Below are 19,962 nucleotides of genomic sequence, written 5' to 3'. Positions count from 1 at the left end.
ATGGGGTACCAGGGTCGGAACCGGCGGACGGGGCGGTCACAGCAGCTGTTCGAGCTGGCGGCGGCGGCCCCGCAGGTCGGCCGCGGCGTCGACGGTCGGGTCGTCGGCGAGCCGGTCGAGCGCGAGCAGCGGGTCGGTCCCCGCCCGTTCCACGCTCGCCAGCAGCTCCGAGACCTCGGCGCGGTTGGTCGCCAGCGACGGGAGCAGGCCGACCATGAGCACGAACGGGACGGCCGCCTCGCCGCTCGACGGGACGGCGTCGCTGATAGCGGTGAAGTCGGGGACATCGTCCGGCGGGTCCGCGACCGGCCGGAGAGTGAGACAGCGAGTGCAGACCTCGGCGCCCGCGTGCTCGCCCGGGAGCGCGTCGCGGTACTGCTCGGGGACCGGGAAGGCCAGCGTCGGCGCGCCGCAGTCGGGGCAGGTCATGGTCGTGCGTGCGCGCGGGACGGACTAAACGGTGCCGGGGACGCCGGAGCCGACGGGACGAACCGATGCTGCGGGACGAGCGGACGTGAAAACGGAAACCGGGAGTCTCAGTCGTCGGCCGGGACGGTCTGTTCCTCTTCGTCTTCGTCTTCCTCTTCCGCTTCCCGCTCGGCGGCCTCCTCGGCCTCCTTCTTGTCCTTGATCTTCTTCATGCGGAAGATCTCCTCGCGCTCCTGCTCCTCGAGTTTCTGCTCGATGTACTCCTGGTTGGAGCGCAGTTCGGGCAGGAGCTTGAACTCCAGGGCGTTGACGCGGCGCTTGGTCGTCTCGATCTCGTCGAGCATCTTCTTCATGGCCGTCTCGACCTCGGCGGCGAGGATGATCTGGTCGAGCAGTTCCTCGTAGGCCTCGGCGGCCTCGTCGATGCGGGCGCTGGTCCCGAGGACGCCGTAGCCGCGTTCGTCGAGGCTCTTTTCGACCTTCGTGGCGTCGATCTGGGGGATGTAGACGCCCATGACGCTCTTGGACTCGGTGGTGATCTCGGGGTGTTCCTTGAGCGCGGCGGCCGCGCCGCGGACGGCCACGTCGCCGTCCAGCGCGCGGGCCATGTTGATGGCGTTCTGGGCCTCCTCGTACTTCTCGTCGAGGTCGGCGCGAACGTCCTGGGCCTCGTCGAGGATATCCATGAACTCCATGATGAGGCCGTCGCGCTTCTGCTCCAGCGTGTCGTGCCCGCGCTCGGAGAGCTCGATGCGCTCCTCGATCTGCATGAGCTCCTTGCGAGTGGGTTTGACGTCCTCGGCCATTTGATCCCGGGTTGTCGGCGTAGGCAGTTAACCGTTTTCAGTCTCGCCGACGGGCGCGCCCGCCGACCCCGCTGGCACGGACTCTCCTCACCCGTACAGTTCCTCGAAGACCTTCCGCTGGGCGGCCCGGAGGTGCTGGTGGAAGGTAGAGCGACCGATGTCCATGGCGGTGGCGAGATCCTCGCCGTTGGTCTCGCGGGGCCACTCGAAGAAGCCGCCGACGATAGCCGTCCGCAGCGCCGTCGACTGGCGGTCGGTCAGCCGGTCGTCGATGCGGGCGCGCACGTCCTGGCGGCTGTCGGCCGGCCGCTCGTGTTCGCGGTAGGCCGAGAGGTCGGCGCCGTCGACGCGGTCCTCGACGGCCTCGACGACCGCCCGCGGCTGTGCCTCCGGGGGGATCTCGACGGTCAGCTCGCCGGTGCCGCCGCTCGCCGACATCGCCGCGATCCGGCCGCCCCGGTCGAGCAGGAGGTCGACCAGCGGCGACTCGCCGACCGAGAACTCCACGACCGCGCGCCCGTCGCCCGCCGTCACCGAGGTGCAGTCGGTCACCGCCTCCCGACGGGCCGCGGCCTCGGCGACCGCCTCGGGGTCGGCGTCCGTCTCGAAGAAGAAGGTCGTCGGCCCGGCGTCGCGCGTGACCGTCCCCGTGTGGACGAACTCCGCGCCGAGTTCCCCGGAGAGGCCGACGAAAAAGGGGTCATCGCCGGTCAGCGAGAAGGCCAGCTCCGTCACGTCGTCGGAGCCGAGCAGCCGCTGGGAGGTCAGCGCGTGCAGCGCCATCGCGGTCGACTGGGCGACCGCCGCGAGCACCCGCTGTTCGGGCTCGGGCAGGTCGGCCTCGGGCCGCAGCGCCACCACGAGCACGCCGTAGCCCACGTCGCCGTACTGTAGCGGCAGGGCGGCCAGCCCGCCGGCGCCGCCCTCGACCACCCCGTCGTAGACGGCCGGCACGGCGTCGGCGTCGACGAACTGCGCGTCGCCGGTCCGGACGGCCCGCGCCGCCGGGTCCGCGCCGTCGACCGGAATCTCCAGCGACGGCGGGTCCGCGACGCCCGCCCACGTCGCCGGACGGATGGTGTCCGTCGCGGGCTCGGCCTCGCCGACCCACGCCAGCGCGTACTCGTCGGTCTCGACCAGCCGGTCGGCCACCGCCCGCTCGACCGCCGACCGGGTCTCGGCGCTCAGCAGCTCGCTCGTCACGTCGGTCACCAGCCCGTCGAGCCGGTCGAGCAGCGCCTCGACTTTCTCGCGTTCGGCCCTGGCCTTCTCGGCCTGGCGCTGGGCCTCCCGCTCGGCCTCGACGCGGTCAGTCACGTCCTCCTGGAAGCCGACGTAGTGGGTCAGTTCGCCGTCGTCGGCGTGGACCGGCGCGATGTGGACCCGGTTCCAGAACCGCTCGCCGTCGTCGGTGTAGTTGACGAGCTCGACCGAGACGGGCTCGCCGGCGTCGATGGCCGTCGCCATCTCGGCGATCTTCGCCTCGTCGGAGTCGCCGCCCTGCATGAAGTTGCAGTTGCGACCCAGCACGTCGGCCTCGTCGTACCCGGTCAGCTCCTCGAAGGCCTCGTTGATGTAGATGAGCGGCGTGTCCCGTCGCCGCCCGTCGGCGATGGTGATCCCCACCGGCGCCTCGTCCATCGCCCGGTCTTTCAGTTCCTCCGTGACCTCGGCGAACCGGCGGTCGCCCGCCGCGATCGCCGCATCGATGGCGTCGACCAGCGCGCCCAGTTGCTTCTCGCGCGGGTCCCTGGGCACGTAGTCGGTCACGCCGGCCGCGATGGCCTCGCTGGCCAGGTGTTCGTCGCCGACCGCGGTGAAGATCAGGAAGGGCAGGTCGTCGGTCCGCTCGCGGACGTCCTTCAGCAGGTCCAGCCCCGAGCCGTCGGGCAACCGCCGTTCGCTGACGACGGCGGCCGGGGGGTCGGTGGCGACCGCGTCCAGCGCCGCCGCCGCGCCCCGCGCCCGTTCGAGGACGTACCCCGCCTCGCGGAGCGTGTCGGCGACCGGCGCCGCGCGCTCGTCGTCGGAGTCGACGTACAGCACCCGCGGCCCCGCCCCCGCAGTGGAGCGAGTCATGCACCGACATACCGGTCGACCCGCCAAGAGCGTTGTCCTCGCGCGAATCCCCGAACGGGGTCTGACCGGGCGACGGCGGTAGGCCGAAGGACGCGAGACACCGCCGGCGACCCCGCCCACGGCGCGCGCCAGCCCGTCGACAAACCTTTTCCATGCCCCGCTCGCACGGTCGGCCGTCACCGCGCCGTCCCGCCCGGGACGGCGCCCCTATCAGATCCATGCCAGACGACACGGACGCGGCGGGCGGCCCACCGGCCGTCCGCCTCTGTCACTACGCCGACCTCGAAGCCGCCTACGACGACCCCGCCCGGATCGGCGCTCTCGCCGGGCGGCTGGAGCGACTCCGCGGCGACGACGCCCTCGTCGTCGGCGCCGGCGACGACACCGCTCTGGGGGTCCTCGCGCTCCTGACCGACTCGGGGCGAGCGCAGGCCCGTCCCCTCTTCGAGGCCGTCTCGCCGGCGGCCGATACCTTCGGGAACCACGACTTCGACTACGGACGCGAGTGGGCCTTCGAGTGGGCCGAGTCGGTGCCGGCGACGTACCTCTGTGCGAACCTCGACGGCCCCGGCGCCGACCGGGTCCCCGACGCGACGGTCGTCGAGTGCGCGGGCGGGACCGACCGCGGATCACGCGCGGGCGCGACCGGCGGGACCGACCGCGAATTGCGCGCGGGCGCGGCCGACGGGACCAGCCGCGAAACGGGCGACCGGGCGAGTGTCCGCGTCGGCCTCGCCGGCGTCGCCCACCCGAACACCGCCGACCTCGGCGGTGCCGTCGAGGATCTCCGGTTCACCGACCCCGTCGCGGCCGCCTCTGACGCGTTCGCGGACCTGCCGCCGGTCGACTACCGGGTCGTCGTCTCCCACTGCGGCGCCGGCGACCGCGAGATCGCCGCGAGCGTCGACGCCGACGCCGTCCTCGGCGGCCACCTCCACGAGCGCCACGTCGAACGGGTCGGCGGCACGCTCGTCGTCCGGACCGCCGGGGGCGGCGCCGAACTGTCGGAGGTCCGCCTCGGCGGCGAGCCGTCCGTCGAGTTCCACGAGATCGACCCCGACGCGGACGGCTCGCCGACCGACGACGATCTCGCCGAGACCTACCGGGAGCGACGGGCGGCGCTCGGCCTCGACGAGGTCGTCGCGCGCGTGGACGACCCCGTCGCCCGCACCGAGCGCGAGCGCTTCGGCGGCGAGAGCCGCGCCGGGAACTTCGCCGCCGACGCGTTCCGCGCGGCCGCCGACGCCGAGGTCGGGCTGTTCCCCGCCGGGGCGCTCCGGACCGGGCCGCCGCTGTCGGGCGACGTGACCGTCGGCGACCTCGCGGCCTGCTGCCCGTTCGACGGCCGCGTCCTCGAGGTCGAACTCGACGGCGACGAGTTCGCCCGGGTGCTGGCCGACGCCGCGCACCCCCACCCCGGCGACCGCGGGTGGGTCCAGTTCCACGTCGGGGGCGCGCGCGTCGTCTGGACCGACGACAACGAGGTCGCCGAGGCGACCGTCGGGGACGAGCCGGTCGACCCCGACCGGACCTACCGCGTCGCGACCTCCGAGTACGTGGCTGGGATCGACGATTTCGGACCGATCGACCGAGCAGCCGTCGTCGCCGAACACGCCCCGCAGTGGCGGGCGCTGGTCGACCACGCCCGCGACGGCGGGCTGGACGTGGGACTGGACGGGCGGATCCGGCGCGTCCCCGCCTGAGCGACGCCGGACGGTCGCCGATAGTCGGCAGTGGCTTCCGCCTCGACGTCCTCGCGGTAGTACTCCTCGGTGTCCTCCTCGTCGGTGCGGTCGAACTCCTCGCTGGGGAGCGTCGAGGAGGGGCACCCAGCCGAGGTCCGACGACTCCGTCACCGGCCCCGAAACCAGGTCGCGACTTCCCGCTGGAACCGTTCGAACCACAGCAGGTCCTCGTGCAGGGTTTCGTACACGACCTCGTGGTCGATGTCGCCGTACTGGTGTGCGATGACGTTGCGGAATCCGACGGCTTCCTCCATCTTCCGCCGTGTCTCGGTCGAGATCACGTCGGCGTCACCGAGGGCCTGGATCTCCTGTTTGGCGGTGCCGCTCGGTTCCAGATCCTCGGATCTCCTGATGTGCTGTGCGAGATCGATGCAGGCCTGCACCAGCATCTCGAACGTCCGTTCGACCGCGCGCTGGGTCACGGTGTCGTCGACGTAGTCTCCCTTCGGTAGTTCGCGCATCTCTTTCAGATCGTCGGTGTACGATTCGATGTGGCGGAGTTTGTCCGCGACCACGTCTCCGTCGACCATTCACGTCTCCCCGCCGGCGAGTCGGTCGATGACCGCCCGCCGCTCGCGTTCGCGTTCGTCCGCCGTCTCCTCGTACTCCCGTTCGACCCGTTCGCGGTACCGTTCGACCGACGCGTCGTCGCCGACGAGTACGGCCCCGTCACCGAGCGCGGCGTACAGGACGCGCGTCGGGAGCGACTCGGCGTCGCTGACGTCGACGAACCCGCTGGCGTACTGCTGGAGCGCGGCGTCGATCCGGTTTCGCGCCCGGAACCGCTCCCCGTCGTCGAAGTCCTCGGGGAAGCGAAGCAGGATGTCCAGGTCCGAATCCACCTCCGCCGTCCCGCGGACGTGGGAGCCGAACACGACCGCGAACTCGACGGCCGTCGTTTCCAGGTAGTCGCGGATCCCCTCGAAGTCGACGGCGTCCGTATCGGGAACGTCCGCGCTCGCCATATCGAACTGTACTGTCGCCGCCGGTAATACGTCTTGTCCACGGCTACACGGCGAGCACCCTGCCCGAGACTCGAACGACGAAAGAGAGAGACGCGTCGTCAGTCGGCGGCGACTTCGGCCTCGACGTCCTCGCGGTAGTACTCCTCGATGTTCTCCTCGTCGATGCGGTTGAGCTCCTCCTCGGGGAGCATCGAGAGCAGGTCCCAGCCGATGTCGAGCGTCTGCTCGATGTCGCGGTCGGTGTCGTAGCCCTGCTCGATGAACTCCTCCTCGAAGGCCTCGGCGAAGTCGAGGTACTTGTTGTCGCGCTCCGAGAGCGCCTCGCGACCGACGATGTTCACGAGGTCGCGCAGGTCCTCACCCTCGGCGTAGGCGGCGTAGAGCTGGTCGGAGACGCCGCCGTGGTCGCCGCGGGTCAGCCCCTCGCCGATGCCGTCGTCCATCAGCCGCGACAGCGACGGCAGCGGGTCGATCGGCGGCTGGATGCCCTGGCTGTTGAGGTCGCGGTCGACGAGGATCTGTCCCTCCGTGATGTACCCCGTCAGGTCCGGGATCGGGTGGGTGATGTCGTCGGACGGCATCGTCAGGATGGGGATCTGCGTGATCGACCCCTCCTCGCCCTTGATGCGGCCCGCGCGTTCGTACAGCTGGGCGAGGTCGGTGTACATGTACCCCGGGTAGCCACGGCGGCCCGGGACCTCCTCGCGCGCCGCGCCGATCTCGCGCAGCGCCTCGCAGTAGTTGGTCATGTCCGTGAGGATGACCAGCACGTGGTACCCCTTGTCGAAGGCGAGGTACTCGGCGGTGGTCAGGGCCAGCCGCGGCGTGACCGTCCGCTCGACGGCGGGGTCGTCCGCGAGGTTCATGAAGACGACCGACCGCTCCAGGGCGCCGGTGCGTTCGAAGTCGTCCATGAACTCGTTGGCCTCCTCGGCGGTGATCCCCATCGCGCCGAAGATCACCGCGAACTCGGTGTCCTCGTCGTCGTCGTCGCCCTCTTCCTCCGGGACGGAGGCCTGGCGGGCGATCTGCAGGGCCAGATCGTTGTGCGGCAGGCCCGACCCCGAGAAGATGGGGAGCTTCTGACCGCGGACGAGGGTGTTCATGCCGTCGATGGCCGAGACGCCGGTCTGGATGAAGTCCTCGGGGTACTCCCGGGAGTAGGGGTTGATCGCGGCGCCGACGATGTCCCGTCGCTCGTCGGGGACGATGTCGGGGCCGCCGTCGATCGGGTTCCCGGAGCCGTCGAGGACGCGGCCGAGCAGGTCCTCGGTGACGGGCATCTTCATCGTCTCGCCGAGGAACCGGACCGACGAGTCGGTGTCGATGCCCTCGGTGCCCTCGAACACCTGGATGGCGACGTGGTCCGACGAGGAGTCGAGCACCTGACCGCGGCGCGTCTCGCCGTCGCTGGTCTCGATCTCGACGATCTCGTCGTAGCCGATCGGTTCGTCGGTCTCGACGTGGACCAGCGGACCGCTGATCTCCGTGATTGTCTGGTATTCTTTCATCGTTAGTACAGGGAACGCAGTTGTTCGGTCATGTCGTCCTCGAGGTCGTCGACGAACTCGTCGACCTCGTCGTCGGGCGTCGTGCCGATGCGGTTGAGCCGCGGGACGGCGTCGATGTCCGTGATCTCGTCGATCGGGACGCCCGCGTCGAGCGCGTCGAACGCCTCGTCGTTGAACGTCCGGATCGCGCCGAGGATCCGGTAGGTCTTCTCCGGCGGGCAGTAGCGGTCGACGTCGTGCAGGGCGTTCTGCTGGAGCCACGCCTCCTTGATGTAGCGGGCGACCTCCAGCGTCAGCTGCTGGTCCTCCGGCAGGGCGTCCTTGCCGACGAGCTGGACGACCTCCTGCAGTTCGTCGTCCTCGTCGAGGACGTCGATGGCCCACTGGCGCTGCTCGGGCCAGTCCTCGGCGACGTTGTTCTCGAACCACTCGTCGAGCTGGTCGCGGTACAGCGAATAGGACTCGTTCCAGTTGATCGCCGGGAAGTGCCGCCGTTCCGCGAGGTCGGAGTCCAGCGCCCAGAACGTCTTGACGATGCGCAGCGTGTTCTGGGTCACGGGTTCGGAGAAGTCACCGCCGGGCGGCGAGACCGCGCCGATGGCGGAGATGGAGCCCTCGGTGCCGTTGATGTTGTCGAAGTAGCCGGCCCGCTCGTAGAACTCCGAGAGCCGGGCGGCCAGGTAGGCGGGGTAGCCCTCCTCGCCGGGCATCTCCTCCAGCCGCGAGGAGATCTCCCGCATGGCCTCGGCCCACCGCGAGGTGGAGTCGGCCATCAGCGCCACGTCGTAGCCCATGTCGCGGTAGTGCTCCGCGATGGTGATCCCGGTGTAGACGCAGGACTCCCGGGCGGCGACGGGCATGTTCGAGGTGTTGGCGATGAGGCAGGTCCGGGCCATCAGCGCGTTGCCGGTCTGGGGGTCGGGCAGCTCCGGGAAGTCGTCGATGACCTCCGTCATCTCGTTGCCCCGCTCGCCGCAACCGATGTAGACGACGATGTCGGCGTCGGCGAACTTGGCGAGGCTCTGCTGGGTGACGGTCTTGCCGGACCCGAACGGACCCGGGATCGCGGCCGTCCCGCCCTTCGCGAGCGGGAACAGGCCGTCGAGGATGCGCTGGCCCGACGTGAGCGGCTCGGTCGGGGTCTGCTTGTCCTCGGTCGGGCGCGGCTCGCGGACCGGCCACTCCTGGCGCATCTGGATCTCGGTGCCGTCGTCGAGTTCGGCGACGGCGTCCTCGACGGTGAAGTTGCCCGACTCGATCGAGACGACCTCGGCGGTCTCGCCCTCGTCGAGGGCGCCCGGCGGGACCATCACCTTGTGGTCGATGCTGGCCGTCTCGGGGACGCTCCCGACGATGTCGCCGCGACCGACCTCGTCGCCCTCGGAGACCTCTGGGGTGAACTCCCAGGTCTTCTCCAGGTCGATGCCGGGGGCGTCGACCCCGCGGTCGAGAAAGGCCGACCCCATCTTGTCTTCGAGCACGTCGAGCGGGCGCTGGACGCCGTCGTAGATGGAGTCCAGCATCCCCGGGCCGAGGTCGACCGACAGCGGCGCCCCGGTCCCCTCGACGGGTTCGCCCGGGGCGACCGCGGAGGTCTCCTCGTAGACCTGGATCGTCGTCAGGTCGCCCTCGATCTCGATGACCTCGCCCATCAGTCCCTCTTCGCCGACGTAGACGACGTCGTTCATCTTCGCGTCGAGGTCCCTGGCCGTGACGACCGGCCCAGAGACGCTCTCGATGACGCCGTCCTCGCGAACGGTCGTGTCTGTTGCTTGGCTCATGTTAGTCTTCCTCCATCAGGTCGATGCCGATGGCGCGTTTGATCTGCTCGCGCAGTCCGCTGGAGCCGGCGTCGCCACCGAGGGTGACCAGCACCGGCTCCACGCTCGTTTCGACGTCCGAACGGACGCCCCGGGAGAGATGGTCGAGGTCCTCGTCGTGCATCACGAGGATGCCGACGTTGTCGTCCTCGAGCATCTCCCGGACCGCGTCGTCGAGCTGTTCCTCCTTCTCGTCGTCGGGCACGTCCGCGAACTCCCGCACGCCGGCGAGTCGGAAGCCGGTCGTGAAGTCGGGACTGCCGACGACGGCGATCTCCTGGCTCATTGTACCACCAGCTCGTCCCGGATCTGCTCCGGCGAGAGACCCGCTTCGCGGCCGCGCGCGACCGCGCGGATGTTGTTGGTCTCCCGTTCCTTGGCGAGCACGTACGACAGCACCGGACACACGGATAGGGGATAGCGGTTGGAAAGCGTGTCGGCGTACGCCAGCAGCGCCGCGTCGAGGGCGTGCTCGAACTCGATGAGGCTGTCTGCCTCGTCGAGCACGCGCAGCGCCTCGTCCAGGTCGTCGCCGTAGGTGCTCTCCCGAATACGCTCGACCAGCGCCGCCTCGTCGTCGACCAGCTGGCGCAGCTCCTCGGCGTCGAACAGCCGCCCGCCGTCGATGAAGTACTCCGCCGGGTCCATGTCCGTGTTCGTCCGCGCGAGCCGAAGCACGTTCCGGACGTTCCGGAAGTCGATCTCCGCCCGCAGGAACTCGATGTACAGCTCCGTCGGCCGGTTGGGGTTCTCGGGGAGTCCCTCGATGAGCGTCTCGTAGAACGTCCGGTCGACCGCGTTCTCCAGCGGCACGAGCAGCCCCGTCTCCTCGTAGTCCTCCATCGCCGCCTCGAGGGCGTCGCCGAAGATGGTCCCCTCCAGGGCCGCGACGACGTCCTCGACGGACTCGGCCTCGAGCAACTGCCCGAGCAGGTCCTCGGAGAACTCGCCGGCCCTGATGAGGTCGTCCTCTACGTCGGCCGCGTCGGCCTCGGAGTAGACGCCGCGCAGCACCGTCTTGACGTTCCAGGCGTCGAACTTCCGGAGATAGCGGACGACGTAGTCGTAGAGCCGCCCCTCCGACCAGCGCAGCAGGTCCTCGAAGTGCTTGGCGAGGTTCTGGTTCAGCGCGTACTCGATGAGGTCGACGCCGGAGTGGCGCGCGCCCAGCCGGTTCATCTCGGTCTCGTACTCCGACTCCTCCATGAAGCGGGCGATCTCGCCGGGCCCCATGCGGACCAGCTTCCGGTAGTCGTCGTCGTCGAACAGCGACGCTCGCCGGGACCGGACCCGGGCGTTAACGTACTCGTAGTTGCTGGTCTCGTAGTCGGGCGCGCTCATTGGTCTTCGAACAGGCGCGTGCTGATCTCCCGGAGTTCGTCCTCCCAGACGTCCTCCAGCACCGAGTCGAAGGTGTTGTTCACCCGGACGCGCGAGCGCTCGCTCTCGACGACGACGCCGCCGAGACACTCCCGCTCGCCGGCGAACTCGTAGCCGTACTCGTCGGCCAAGTCGGTCAGCAGCTCCTCGTCGTCGGCGCGACCGTAGACGCGCACGTCGCTGTCGTCGTCGAACTCCTCGCTGGCGGCGTCCAGCAGAGTCCGCGTCAGCTCCTCGCGGCGCTCGCCCTCCAGACCGGCCAGCTCGTCCTCGACGGCCGACCGGACCTCCTGGAGCACGTCGCGGCGAGCGCTCAGGCGCTCCTGCTTGGCCTCGAGCTTCGCGCTCGAGAGCTTCTGCTCGCGTTCCTGCTCGAGCGTGGCCTCGACCTCCTGGGCGCGCTCCTCGCGGATGGCCTCGGCGTCGGCCTCGGCCTCCGAGATGAGTTCGTCTCGCTGTGCCTCGGCGTCGGCGCGAATCTCCTCCGCACGCGCGCGGGCCTCGTCTCGAATGTCCTCTACGACTGTATCGAGGCTCATGTGTAGTAGTAAAGTCGGGGGGCGTTCAGTAGGCCGACGGCACGATGAAGATCGTGACGAACGCGATGATGATCAGGGTCTCCGGCAGCGCCGTGAAGATCAGCGCCTGAACGAACATGTCGTCGTCCTCGGCGACGGCCCCGACGGCCGCGGACCCGATACCACGCTGGGCGTAACCGGTCGCGAGCGCGCCGAGGCCGACGGCGATGGCGGCGGCCGCCTTCGGTGTGAGTGAGGTGTTCTCGACTTGCAGTGCGACTTCGGCCAGCTGCGGAATGATTGCGTTCATTGTTACAGAGTGTATCGCGACGGTTCGTTTCCGTACACGGTCGAATTGCTCTATCGTGGGCATAAAGCTTCCCAAATCCGCCAGTTGTCTCGAATAGCTGAACTGTGGAGAGGGCGGTCCGACGACGCGTTACCCCACGACGCCGCGCGGGGTTCCGCGACGCCCCGGGGCCGTCGCCTCCGAGCTGACGAACCGCGTTCGTATCCCCGTCTTCTCGACATCTGCCGCCGAGCCGTTCACGTGATGTCGGTTCTGTATCCCACGGTCGGTACCGGAGCGACAGGTGCGAACCGTCCCGGAGCGGGTCCAGTTCACTCTCGTCCGGGTTCTGTCGTCGGTCGCGTACCTGCCCGGGATACTCGTGCTCGAAACGTGCGTGGGGTGATCTGACCGCCCCAGCCGGGACCTATCGGGGCTCCCGTCGCTCCCCGTCCGGCGTCGCACCGTCCCGGCCGGCCGTCGCGTCTTCCCCGCGTCCCTCCCCGTCCGCCCGCTCTCCGACCGGTCCGTCCGCGCTTCCCTCGTCGGGGTCCGCCCGCGGACTCGCGAACTGGTTCAGGGGCTGTCGCGCCGAGTCGTCCCCGGTGGCGTCCGACGACCCCTCACCCGACCGGTCGGGGTCGCGCTCCGTCGTTCGGCCCGGCTCGTCGGGTCCCGGAGCGGCTCCGGGCGTCCCGGGGTTCCCCCGGTCGGCGGCGTCCCCCGCGGCACGCCCGCGGTAGACGCCGACGAGGAACCCCAGGGCGAGGCTCACGAGAGCGAACACGACGCCGTTGAACAGGACCGTGCTCGCGTCGGGACCGACCCGCGTTACCGCCTGCTGGAGCACGGCGGTCGGGGGCATCGCCTCGAGCGACACCCGTTCCGACGCCACGCGGGCGGCCGTCGCGGGTCCGCCGAACGCGAGGGTCACTCGCCGTACCATTGTCCGAGGAGGTATCCGGAGAGCAGTCCGACGCCGACGACGAGCGCCCAGACGACGACCGCGAGTTCGAAGTCGATCCCCCGCGTCACCGTCTGCTGGGCCGGCGCGATCCGGTACGCAGTGACGATCATGGTCTCCAGTCCGTCGATGACGTGGGGATCCGCGCACCCGCCACAAAAAGGTGCGGATCGGGCAGCCGTCAGCAGCGGTCGGCTTCCCGCCGACGCGCGCCCGATTCCGTCCCGGACCGTGGACACACCGGTCGGACGTGGCGGTTCGACCGGGGCGCGGTTCCGTCCCGAGCGGAGCGCCCGGCCGGGCCGCGTCATGATTGGTTGTTCCGACCTATCGCGGAAGTCTCCATTGTGGAAAAGCTTTTGTCAATCGAGGCGCTCGACGGGGACGAGGCCGGGCGAGTGGCCCGGACGCGACGGGACCGGTGCGATGGCCCCGACACGCCCCACCATGACACGGAACAGCGGCCACGTGACGACAGGCGCCTGTTCGTCGCCTCCGACGACAGCGACGCGGAGCGCGAGCGGGCGGAGTCTGTTCGGCGACTCGGCGCTCGCACGGCGGGAGACCGGGTGATACAATGAGTGACTGTGCAACGCGATTCGAGGAGTTGACACGCGAGACCGACACCGTGCTCGCGGAGGACCTGGCGGCGCTGCAGCGCCTGTCCGAACCGACGCGGATCGAACGCTACGACGGCATCAAGCGGAGCGAGGAGTCGTTCGTCTGGGAGTTCAGCGAGGACTGCCCGGAGTTCCTGACCGACGAGGAGACGGCGCGCGTTCGCGGGAACTTCCGGCTCGCGCGCCTGCTGATCGCGGCGAGTTTCTACGCCGACGACGGCGCGACCGTCCCCCCCGCGATGGCCGACGACTTCGTCGAGGCCGAACTGCAGGCGGTCGTCGACTTCGACCGCTACAAGCAGTTCGACGCGCTCACCGAGTCGCAGATCGAGGAGCGGATCCGCCGCATGGAGGGGGAGGTGTACGAACTCGTCGACGAGTACACGTCCACGCAGATCGCGGACATGGACGCCCTCATCGAGAACCAGGACGTTCAGCAGGACCTCGTCGAGCGGCTCGTCGCCCGCTACGAGGAACGCCGCGAGAAGATCCGGCACGGCTTCTTCGTCTACGTCGAGACCCACGGCCTCGAACACATGGTCGCGGCCATCGAGGAGGCGGTGACGGCCGTCGCCGAGGCGGAAGACGAGCGCGAGCGCGTCGCGGACGAGCTGAGATCCGAGGTCGAGGGGTTCTCCGAGACGCTCGACAGCCGGGTCCGGGGCCGCTACCGCGAGGCCGAGTCGGAGCTCAGGGAGCTGGAGGGCGAACTCGCGAGCGGGCAGGCGGACCCGGAGGCGGTCCGCGCGCGACTCGAGACGGTGGCGTCGGGGGGTGCGGACGGGACGGCGGTCCCGGCGGAGCTACGCGACCGGATCGAGCGGACGAGCGAGCTCGGGGAGCGGATCGAGGAGCGGATCGCCGACCTCGAAGCCGTCGAGGAGCGCGCGCGCGACCAGGCGACCGAGCAGGCGCGTCCGGAGGCGGTCGCTCTGGTGGAGAACGAACTGGACGAGCTCCGCGACCAGCGCGCGGCGGTCAGCGAGCAGGTCGCCAGGCTCGAGCGCGAGTGTGAACGGGTGGAGACCGCCCGCGAAGCGCTCGAGGACAGGCAGGCGGACCTGGAGTCCCGCGTCGACGAGATCGAGCGGTCCGTCGGGGACGACGGCGGAGGGGTCGACGGGGACCACGCCGTCACCGCCGCGATGGCCAGGATGCTCGAGATGGATTACCTGGGGCGGTTCGACATCTCGATGGCCGAGGCGGACTCGATACGAACGCGGGACGGGACCGTCGAGATACCGGACGGTTACTGGGAGGGGCGAAGCGAGCGCCGGAGCGAGCGGTCGCGGCTCAGTTCGTGGCTCGACGAGGGGGAGGACCCGAAGCGCTACCCGACGAACGCGGTCGCTCGCTACGAGATCACGGACGAGCGGTACCTGGGACTGGCGACCGCGACCGAGACGGTGGTCGCGGCGCGTGTCCTGGCGGACCTGCGAGCGCACGCGACCAACGGGTTCGACGCGAGTCCGGCCACGCTCGACGACCTGCTCTCGGTGGTCAACGAGGCCGTCTACGAGGCCGAGAGAGGCGAACACGGGTATCTGCTCGCGGTCGCCTCCCCGACGGGGTGGAGCGAGCGGGTGCGCGAGCAGGTCGAAACCGCCGACGTCGCCCGGTCGCGCTACAGCAAGTACGTGAGCGTCTGCCTGGTCGACCTGCAGGACGGCTCGCTCGTCTACGACGAGTCCGACCCCGTCGCCCGGGAGAACGCCGACCTGTTCGCGCCGCCGGTCGACGCCGAGCGCGTCGACGACTGCGTCGCCACCGTGCGCCGGGAGTACGTCGAGGACGTCGCCCACGAGTCGGTCCTGCTCACCGAGGTGGCCGAGCGACACGGCTACGACGAGCCGGTCGTCAAGCGCGCGTTCAACGAACTGGAGGCGGCGGGCGCGGGCGAGCAACTGTACCTGGACGAACTCGGCCTGTCCCTGGAGTGTGGGACCTGAATACCGATGCCGGCGAAAACCGGAGGGTCACACGCGCTGGCCGCGTTCGTGAGCACGGTCGTCGGGACCGTCCTCTCGAAGTACATCTGGGCGTACACCCCGCCGCTGGCGGCGGTCGGCGCGGCGGTCGGCGACGCGCTCGCCGCGGTCGGCGTCCACCTCTCCCACCGGCAGACCGGATCGCTCGTGGTGGTCGTCGGTCTGTCGTTCGTGTGGGGCGCCGTGTTCCACCTGACCCGCCACGGCGAGGACGACGACCGCGGGTCGACTTACGACCGGGAGTGGTGAGTCACTGCAGGGCGTCCCCGCAGTTCGTGCAGTGGTCCAGGCCGGCCGGGAGTTCGGCGCCACAGTGGATACAGAACTGGGTCTCGTCGCCCGACCGGGACGCTTCCCGTTCCGTACCGGCCTCGCCCGTCGAACCGCGCTCGCTCCGGGACCGCCGTTCGCCGGGCGACTCCCTCCCGGTCGCCGCGCGCTCGTCGCTCGCCGGCTCCCCGTCGGGATCCGAGCCGGGCCGGACGTTTCGTTCGGCGTCCCCGCCGACGGTCGAGCGGTTGAGCGTGCTGCCCTCGACGCTCGCGTCTTCGACCTCCGAGCGGTTGAGTTCGCTGTCCTCGACGCTGGCGCCCTCGACCTCCGAACGGTTGAGGACGCTGTCCTCGACGGTCGTCCGCTCGTCGCGGGTCGTCGTCTCCCGGTCGACGTCCCGCGTGCTGTTGTCGATGCGGGTTCGGCTCGTCCGCTCGGTCGTCTTCGTCTGGTCGCCCACCACGACGTCGGCGTCGTCCACGTCGATCTCCACGTCGCCGAGCGCGTCGTCGAGCGCCTCGCTGACGGCGTCGGCGGCGTTCCCCGCGTCCGCGGCGCTCGACGACTCGTCCCCCTCGCCGGCGTCCGCCCGGCGGTCGTCCGCTCGTCCGGTAGCGGGGTCGTGAGTCGGGCCGGCGTCGTCGGCGCAGTCCGGGCACTCGGCGGCGCGGTACACGCGGTCGTGTTCCTCGCAGTAGCCCACGGTCAGTCCCCCCGCTTCGCCTCCGTCGCCTCGTCGTCCGACGGGTCGTCCGCCCCGGCGCCGGCGACCTCGGTGTCCTTGAGGACGCTGTCCTCGATGGTCGTGCGCTCGTCGTGGACGGTCGTGCGCTCGGTGACGTCGGTGACGCTGTTGTCGATCTTCGTCAGGTCCTCGCTGTCGATCTCCTTGTCCTGGTCGCCCAGCACGACGTCGCCCTCGCCGCTGTGTTCGACGGTGACGCCGCCCTCGTCCGGACCGCTGTCGGCCATGCTCGCGAGGCCGCCGTAGCGGAACTGGTCGATGTCCGGCGGGTCGCGGCGGTACTGGTCGACCGAACGGGTGAACAGCGACTCGATGTACCGGTACTCGCTGTCCGGTTCGGAGACGGTCCGCCAGGCCCTGGTCGCGATCTCGCCGTCGCCGTGGTCGAAGACGTCGTCGGGGACCAGCCGCCCTCCCTCCCAGACGGCGTCGTCGTCGAGCACCCAGAGCCCGAGCGCGACCTCGTCGATCCCGTGGGCGTCCCGCGTCCGGGCCAGCGTCGCCGAATCGAAGACCGCGACGTCGTCGGCCATCGAGATCGACCCCTCCGCGGACCTGACGACGGGGTTGACGGTGACGACGCGCTCGCCGAGGTTGACGTCGTCGCGGGCGGTCACGGAGAACGCGAAGAGGTCGGTCGCCTCGATGGACCCCTCGGAGCGGACGTCACCGAAGACGACCGTCGGGGCGTCGACCCAGAGCATCTGCTCGGCCGTGACGTTCCCGTAGACGACCGTCGGCTCCTCGAAGGAGACGTGGCCGCCGACGACGTCGCCGTAGACGCTCACCGGCCGCGGCTCCCAGTCGTCGAGTTTCGAGTCGGGGGAGACGACCTCGATCGACCCCTCGGCGACGACCGACCCGAGGATCCGAGCGCCGATGACCGGCGGCTCGTCGTCCCCGTCGCCGGCGGCGCCGTGGACCGCCCCGCCGTGTTCGACCGAGACCGTGTCGCGCCCGAAGACGGTGCCGTCGACCTGGACGCCGTACTTGCAGTCGACCTCCTGCGCGTAGATGCCGATGTCCTCCTGGGGGTTGTACACCGACCCCTTCTCCAGGGTGACCTGCCAGTTGCGCTGGCGGACCGGGTTGTCGCGCGGGATCAGCGCCTCCTCGCAGGTCTGGTCCGCCTTCAGGGTCGCGAAGTTCGTGTTGTCCGTCTCGACCTTGTCCGACGTGATCGCCCCGAGTATCTCGTCAGTCATCGGTCACCACCTCCGCGGTCTCCGCCGACCGCTCGCCCCCCGCCCGGGCGGACTGCGACGCCCCCCCGCGGCCGGACCCGGCGGTCTGCCTCCCGCCGAACTCGTAGTTCTCGAGCGCGTCCACGAACCGCGTTCGCACGCCGGGCTGGTTCCGGAGGTAGCTCGGGTCCTCGAAGACGGCGTCCCGGTCGGCGAGCGCGTCCCGGACCTCGTCCCGGCTGGCGTATCGCTCGACCGCGTCGGTCCACTCGCTGAAGTCGTGGGTGCCGTGGGGACGGTGGCGGGCCGCGTACGGCGACCGTTCGGTGGTCGACTGGTTCGAGTCGGTCCACGTCTGGATCGGCAGCGCGTGGATCTCCTCCTGCCCGTTGCGTTCGATCCCGACGACCCAGAACGGGACGTTCACCTGTACGTCCCCGTTGATGCCGGGTATCTGCGTCTGCAAGGAGTCGATGGTGTCGGCGGTCTCGCGGCGGTCGGCCAGGAAATCGTCGATAGCGTCGGTGAACGCCGACCGCGACTCCGACAGCCGTCGGCGCCTGTACTCGTGGACCGCCCCGGCGCCGTGCGTGCCGAGGCGCCGGGCCTCCTCGACGACCGCGTCCCGGCGCTCCGTCGCCGTCTCGAACTCCTCGTTCACCTGGTCGAACCCCTCGCTCTGCCCCGGGATACTGTTGATGAACCGGTCTTTCAGCCGCTTGATACTCGACTGGTAGTCCTCGAGGATGCTGCGCTTTTTCTCCTCGAACTTCCGGCGTTTCTCCTCGTACTGGCTCTCGAGCTTGTCGCGGATCGACTCGGTGGCCTCCCGCTCGGCCCTGGCTTTCGTCCGCTCGATGGTCGCCATCTGCTCCTCGAGCTGCTCGACCTTCCGCTGGAGCGTCCTGACCTCGCTGGACACCTCCTGGATCGAGTCCGTGTTGTTCTCGATACGCCGGAGCCGGCCGTCCAGTTCCTTGGCGACCGCGTCGCCCGCAGCGCGTCCGATCTTCGATTCGCTGACCGAGACCTTCACGTTCTGACTGTTGTTCGACATCTTAGAGGGTCTCCTCGATCGCCTTCGCGGCCTGGTAGTCCGCCTTGACCGACTGGTAGTCCCGTTCGACGGAGTCTTTGATCTGCTCGTACTGCGCGAGGTCGATCATCTTCTGTTCCTTGTTCTGACGCGCCTCCTCGGCCTCGCGCTCGAGGTCGTCGACGCTGTCCATGATGGGGTCGCGGAACTGGTAGTAGAGGCTCCGCCAGACCTCGCCGAACAGCTGCCCGTCCCGCGAAACGGCGGTCGTCTCGACCGTCCCGTGGGTCGCACAGTAGTCGCCGCCGACGCCCAGGTCCGGGAGCGTGTTGTACGCCCTGCGGAGGTGTTCCTGGAGCACCGGGATCTCGGCCTCGATGTCGTCCCGCACCTGGTCGGTGAACTCGCCGTCGCCCTCGACCGGCACGTCGTCGAGGTCGCCGTCGCTCAGCGCGACGCCGAAGCTCCCGCTCTCCGCGCTGAGTATCTCGTCGGCGAGGTCGAGCTCCCCGTCGATCGATTCGATCTCCTCGGCGAGGCACGTCTCGCAGACGTACTTCTTCGTGCTGTCGTCGACCCTCGTCGCGTGCCTGTCGAAGTGGTCGGTCACCGTCTCGACGTTGGACTCGAGCCGCGCGAGGATGTCGTCGGTGGCCTCGACGACGGCGTCCCGGTTCTCCCGGGCCTGGTCGAGCATATCGCCGCTGACCGCCTGCTCCTCGACGCCCCTGATGTCGTCGAGGACCTGTCTGCTCTCGGCCATCGACTGGCTCGTCTCGACGAGCGGGACCGTCCCGTTCGACCGGAAGAGCCCCTCCCGGCCCATCGTCCGGATGCTCCGGGCCGTGTCGTCGTTGGCGTGGACGTTGACCGGGATGGACTCGGTCTGCACGTCCCGGGCGATCTCCGTCATCCGGTCGATCTGGTCGGTGATCGGCTTCTCGAGCCGCTTGTGGTCCTCGATCCCCGGCGAGATCTTCCGCGCGACGTCCGGGTCGAGCACCTGTTCGCCCGACAGGTTGTCCTCCAGGACCGCGGTCACCTCCTCGAAGTCGTTGCGCGCCGAGATCAGCTCGTCGCCGTCGATGAGCGCGAGTTCGAGCCGCGTCTCCGGCGCGGCGTTGAGCCCGTCGAAGATCATGTGTTCGGCCCCGTACTGAACGAGGTAGGCCGGGACCGCCACCTGTGAGACGAACGAGACCGTCCCGTCGGGACTGTTCTGCTCGAGCGACGCCCGGTTGGACTCGATGCGCCCGACGGCGTCCTGGTACTCCCTGTATTTCAGCCAGCCGACCGCGGCGGCGACGACGACGCCGCCGACCAGCAGCGCCGTGTTCTGCATCACCAGCCCGAGGACGCAGATCAGGACGCCGACGACCGCGCCAGCGATTCCCTGGCGCCGGGCGTCGTCCCGGTCCTCGGCCGCCGCTTCGATGGCCTCCTCGTACTCGACCTCGCGCTCGAAGAAATCGCCGGCCGCTTCGTTGAACGCACCGGCCAGAAGCTCCGTTCGTGCCCGTTGTTCGCCCACTGGGGACCCATCTGCGATGAACCCCGGTGCCCGTTTCGCCATGTGCAACCAAATATTGTTTATCCTTGAAAAGAACTGG

20 protein-coding genes are annotated in these 19,962 nt (G+C 69.8%); 3 read left to right on the top strand and 17 right to left on the bottom strand.

Features of this window, described 5'->3' with window-relative positions:
• Positions 1 to 36: 36 nt before the first annotated feature.
• The 3 genes from ACMGFI_RS07535 to ACMGFI_RS07525 form a co-directional block, all read right to left on the bottom strand.
• On the bottom strand, positions 37 to 429 hold the full coding sequence (locus ACMGFI_RS07535; protein WP_436908578.1) for a DUF6276 family protein: 393 nt from the start codon (positions 427 to 429) through the stop codon (positions 37 to 39).
• Positions 430 to 536: 107 nt separating this feature from the next.
• On the bottom strand, positions 537 to 1,235 hold the full coding sequence (locus ACMGFI_RS07530) for a V-type ATP synthase subunit D (RefSeq protein ID WP_436908577.1): 699 nt from the start codon (positions 1,233 to 1,235) through the stop codon (positions 537 to 539).
• A gap of 87 nt (positions 1,236 to 1,322) precedes the next feature.
• Positions 1,323 to 3,314, bottom strand: coding sequence for a bacterio-opsin activator domain-containing protein (locus ACMGFI_RS07525; RefSeq protein WP_436908575.1), 1,992 nt, complete (start codon positions 3,312 to 3,314; stop codon positions 1,323 to 1,325).
• A 218-nt stretch (positions 3,315 to 3,532) separates the two neighbouring features.
• Between ACMGFI_RS07525 and ACMGFI_RS07520 the strand changes: the two genes are divergently transcribed.
• Positions 3,533 to 5,017, top strand: coding sequence for a 5'-nucleotidase C-terminal domain-containing protein (locus tag ACMGFI_RS07520; protein ID WP_436908572.1), 1,485 nt, complete (start codon positions 3,533 to 3,535; stop codon positions 5,015 to 5,017).
• Positions 5,018 to 5,166: 149 nt separating this feature from the next.
• On the opposite strand, the gene hepT is transcribed toward ACMGFI_RS07520, so the two are convergent.
• The 10 genes from hepT to ACMGFI_RS07470 form a co-directional block, all read right to left on the bottom strand.
• Entirely contained in the window at positions 5,167 to 5,589 is a 423-nt protein-coding gene (gene hepT / locus ACMGFI_RS07515; protein WP_436908571.1) for a type VII toxin-antitoxin system HepT family RNase toxin, read from the bottom strand.
• Positions 5,590 to 6,024, bottom strand: a complete 435-nt coding sequence (mntA, locus tag ACMGFI_RS07510) for a type VII toxin-antitoxin system MntA family adenylyltransferase antitoxin (RefSeq protein ID WP_436908568.1) — start codon at positions 6,022 to 6,024, stop codon at positions 5,590 to 5,592. It abuts the gene before it with no gap.
• Positions 6,025 to 6,122: 98 nt separating this feature from the next.
• Entirely contained in the window at positions 6,123 to 7,535 is a 1,413-nt protein-coding gene (locus ACMGFI_RS07505; RefSeq protein ID WP_436908565.1) for an ATP synthase subunit B, read from the bottom strand.
• A gap of 2 nt (positions 7,536 to 7,537) precedes the next feature.
• Positions 7,538 to 9,316, bottom strand: a complete 1,779-nt coding sequence (locus ACMGFI_RS07500) for an ATP synthase subunit A (RefSeq protein ID WP_436908563.1) — start codon at positions 9,314 to 9,316, stop codon at positions 7,538 to 7,540.
• Between the two features lies 1 nt (position 9,317).
• A complete protein-coding gene (locus tag ACMGFI_RS07495) occupies positions 9,318 to 9,641 on the bottom strand; it encodes a V-type ATP synthase subunit F (RefSeq protein ID WP_436908561.1) in 324 nt (107 codons plus the stop codon).
• A complete protein-coding gene (locus ACMGFI_RS07490; RefSeq protein ID WP_436908559.1) occupies positions 9,638 to 10,696 on the bottom strand; it encodes a V-type ATP synthase subunit C in 1,059 nt (352 codons plus the stop codon). Before ACMGFI_RS07490 ends, ACMGFI_RS07495 begins: the two co-directional genes overlap by 4 nt.
• The gene (locus ACMGFI_RS07485) at positions 10,693 to 11,274 is read right to left on the bottom strand and encodes a V-type ATP synthase subunit E (protein ID WP_436908558.1); all 582 of its coding nucleotides are present in this window, start codon (positions 11,272 to 11,274) and stop codon (positions 10,693 to 10,695) included. Before ACMGFI_RS07485 ends, ACMGFI_RS07490 begins: the two co-directional genes overlap by 4 nt.
• A gap of 25 nt (positions 11,275 to 11,299) precedes the next feature.
• A complete protein-coding gene (locus ACMGFI_RS07480; protein ID WP_436908853.1) occupies positions 11,300 to 11,563 on the bottom strand; it encodes an ATP synthase subunit C-like protein in 264 nt (87 codons plus the stop codon).
• A 406-nt stretch (positions 11,564 to 11,969) separates the two neighbouring features.
• Positions 11,970 to 12,476 (bottom strand): hypothetical protein, encoded by a 507-nt coding sequence (locus ACMGFI_RS07475; RefSeq protein WP_436908556.1) that lies wholly within the window; start codon positions 12,474 to 12,476, stop codon positions 11,970 to 11,972.
• The gene (locus tag ACMGFI_RS07470; RefSeq protein WP_436908554.1) at positions 12,473 to 12,619 is read right to left on the bottom strand and encodes a hypothetical protein; all 147 of its coding nucleotides are present in this window, start codon (positions 12,617 to 12,619) and stop codon (positions 12,473 to 12,475) included. Before ACMGFI_RS07470 ends, ACMGFI_RS07475 begins: the two co-directional genes overlap by 4 nt.
• Before the next feature lie 464 nt (positions 12,620 to 13,083).
• On the opposite strand from ACMGFI_RS07470, the gene ACMGFI_RS07465 reads away from it, so the two are divergent.
• Both ACMGFI_RS07465 and ACMGFI_RS07460 read left to right on the top strand, forming a co-directional pair.
• Positions 13,084 to 15,075 carry a hypothetical protein gene (locus ACMGFI_RS07465; protein ID WP_436908552.1) on the top strand — a complete coding sequence of 664 codons (1,992 nt, stop codon included), beginning with the start codon at positions 13,084 to 13,086 and terminating at the stop codon, positions 15,073 to 15,075.
• Between the two features lie 6 nt (positions 15,076 to 15,081).
• On the top strand, positions 15,082 to 15,363 hold the full coding sequence (locus ACMGFI_RS07460; RefSeq protein ID WP_436908550.1) for a hypothetical protein: 282 nt from the start codon (positions 15,082 to 15,084) through the stop codon (positions 15,361 to 15,363).
• A 1-nt stretch (position 15,364) separates the two neighbouring features.
• Here the strand turns inward: ACMGFI_RS07460 and ACMGFI_RS07455 are convergent, their stop codons facing one another.
• The 4 genes from ACMGFI_RS07455 to ACMGFI_RS07440 are packed head-to-tail and all read right to left on the bottom strand — an operon-like array spanning position 15,365 to position 19,925.
• On the bottom strand, positions 15,365 to 16,090 hold the full coding sequence (locus ACMGFI_RS07455; RefSeq protein ID WP_436908548.1) for a hypothetical protein: 726 nt from the start codon (positions 16,088 to 16,090) through the stop codon (positions 15,365 to 15,367).
• Positions 16,091 to 16,092: 2 nt separating this feature from the next.
• Positions 16,093 to 17,337, bottom strand: coding sequence for a hypothetical protein (locus ACMGFI_RS07450; RefSeq protein WP_436908547.1), 1,245 nt, complete (start codon positions 17,335 to 17,337; stop codon positions 16,093 to 16,095).
• On the bottom strand, positions 17,330 to 18,373 hold the full coding sequence (locus tag ACMGFI_RS07445; RefSeq protein WP_436908546.1) for an ATP synthase subunit B family protein: 1,044 nt from the start codon (positions 18,371 to 18,373) through the stop codon (positions 17,330 to 17,332). Before ACMGFI_RS07445 ends, ACMGFI_RS07450 begins: the two co-directional genes overlap by 8 nt.
• Before the next feature lies 1 nt (position 18,374).
• The gene (locus ACMGFI_RS07440; protein WP_436908545.1) at positions 18,375 to 19,925 is read right to left on the bottom strand and encodes a hypothetical protein; all 1,551 of its coding nucleotides are present in this window, start codon (positions 19,923 to 19,925) and stop codon (positions 18,375 to 18,377) included.
• Positions 19,926 to 19,962: the final 37 nt, after the last annotated feature.

This window comes from Halosimplex marinum (assembly GCF_051414075.1).
Classification (GTDB): domain Archaea; phylum Halobacteriota; class Halobacteria; order Halobacteriales; family Haloarculaceae; genus Halosimplex; species Halosimplex marinum.
This window is presented reverse-complemented; position numbering and strand designations above follow the sequence as displayed.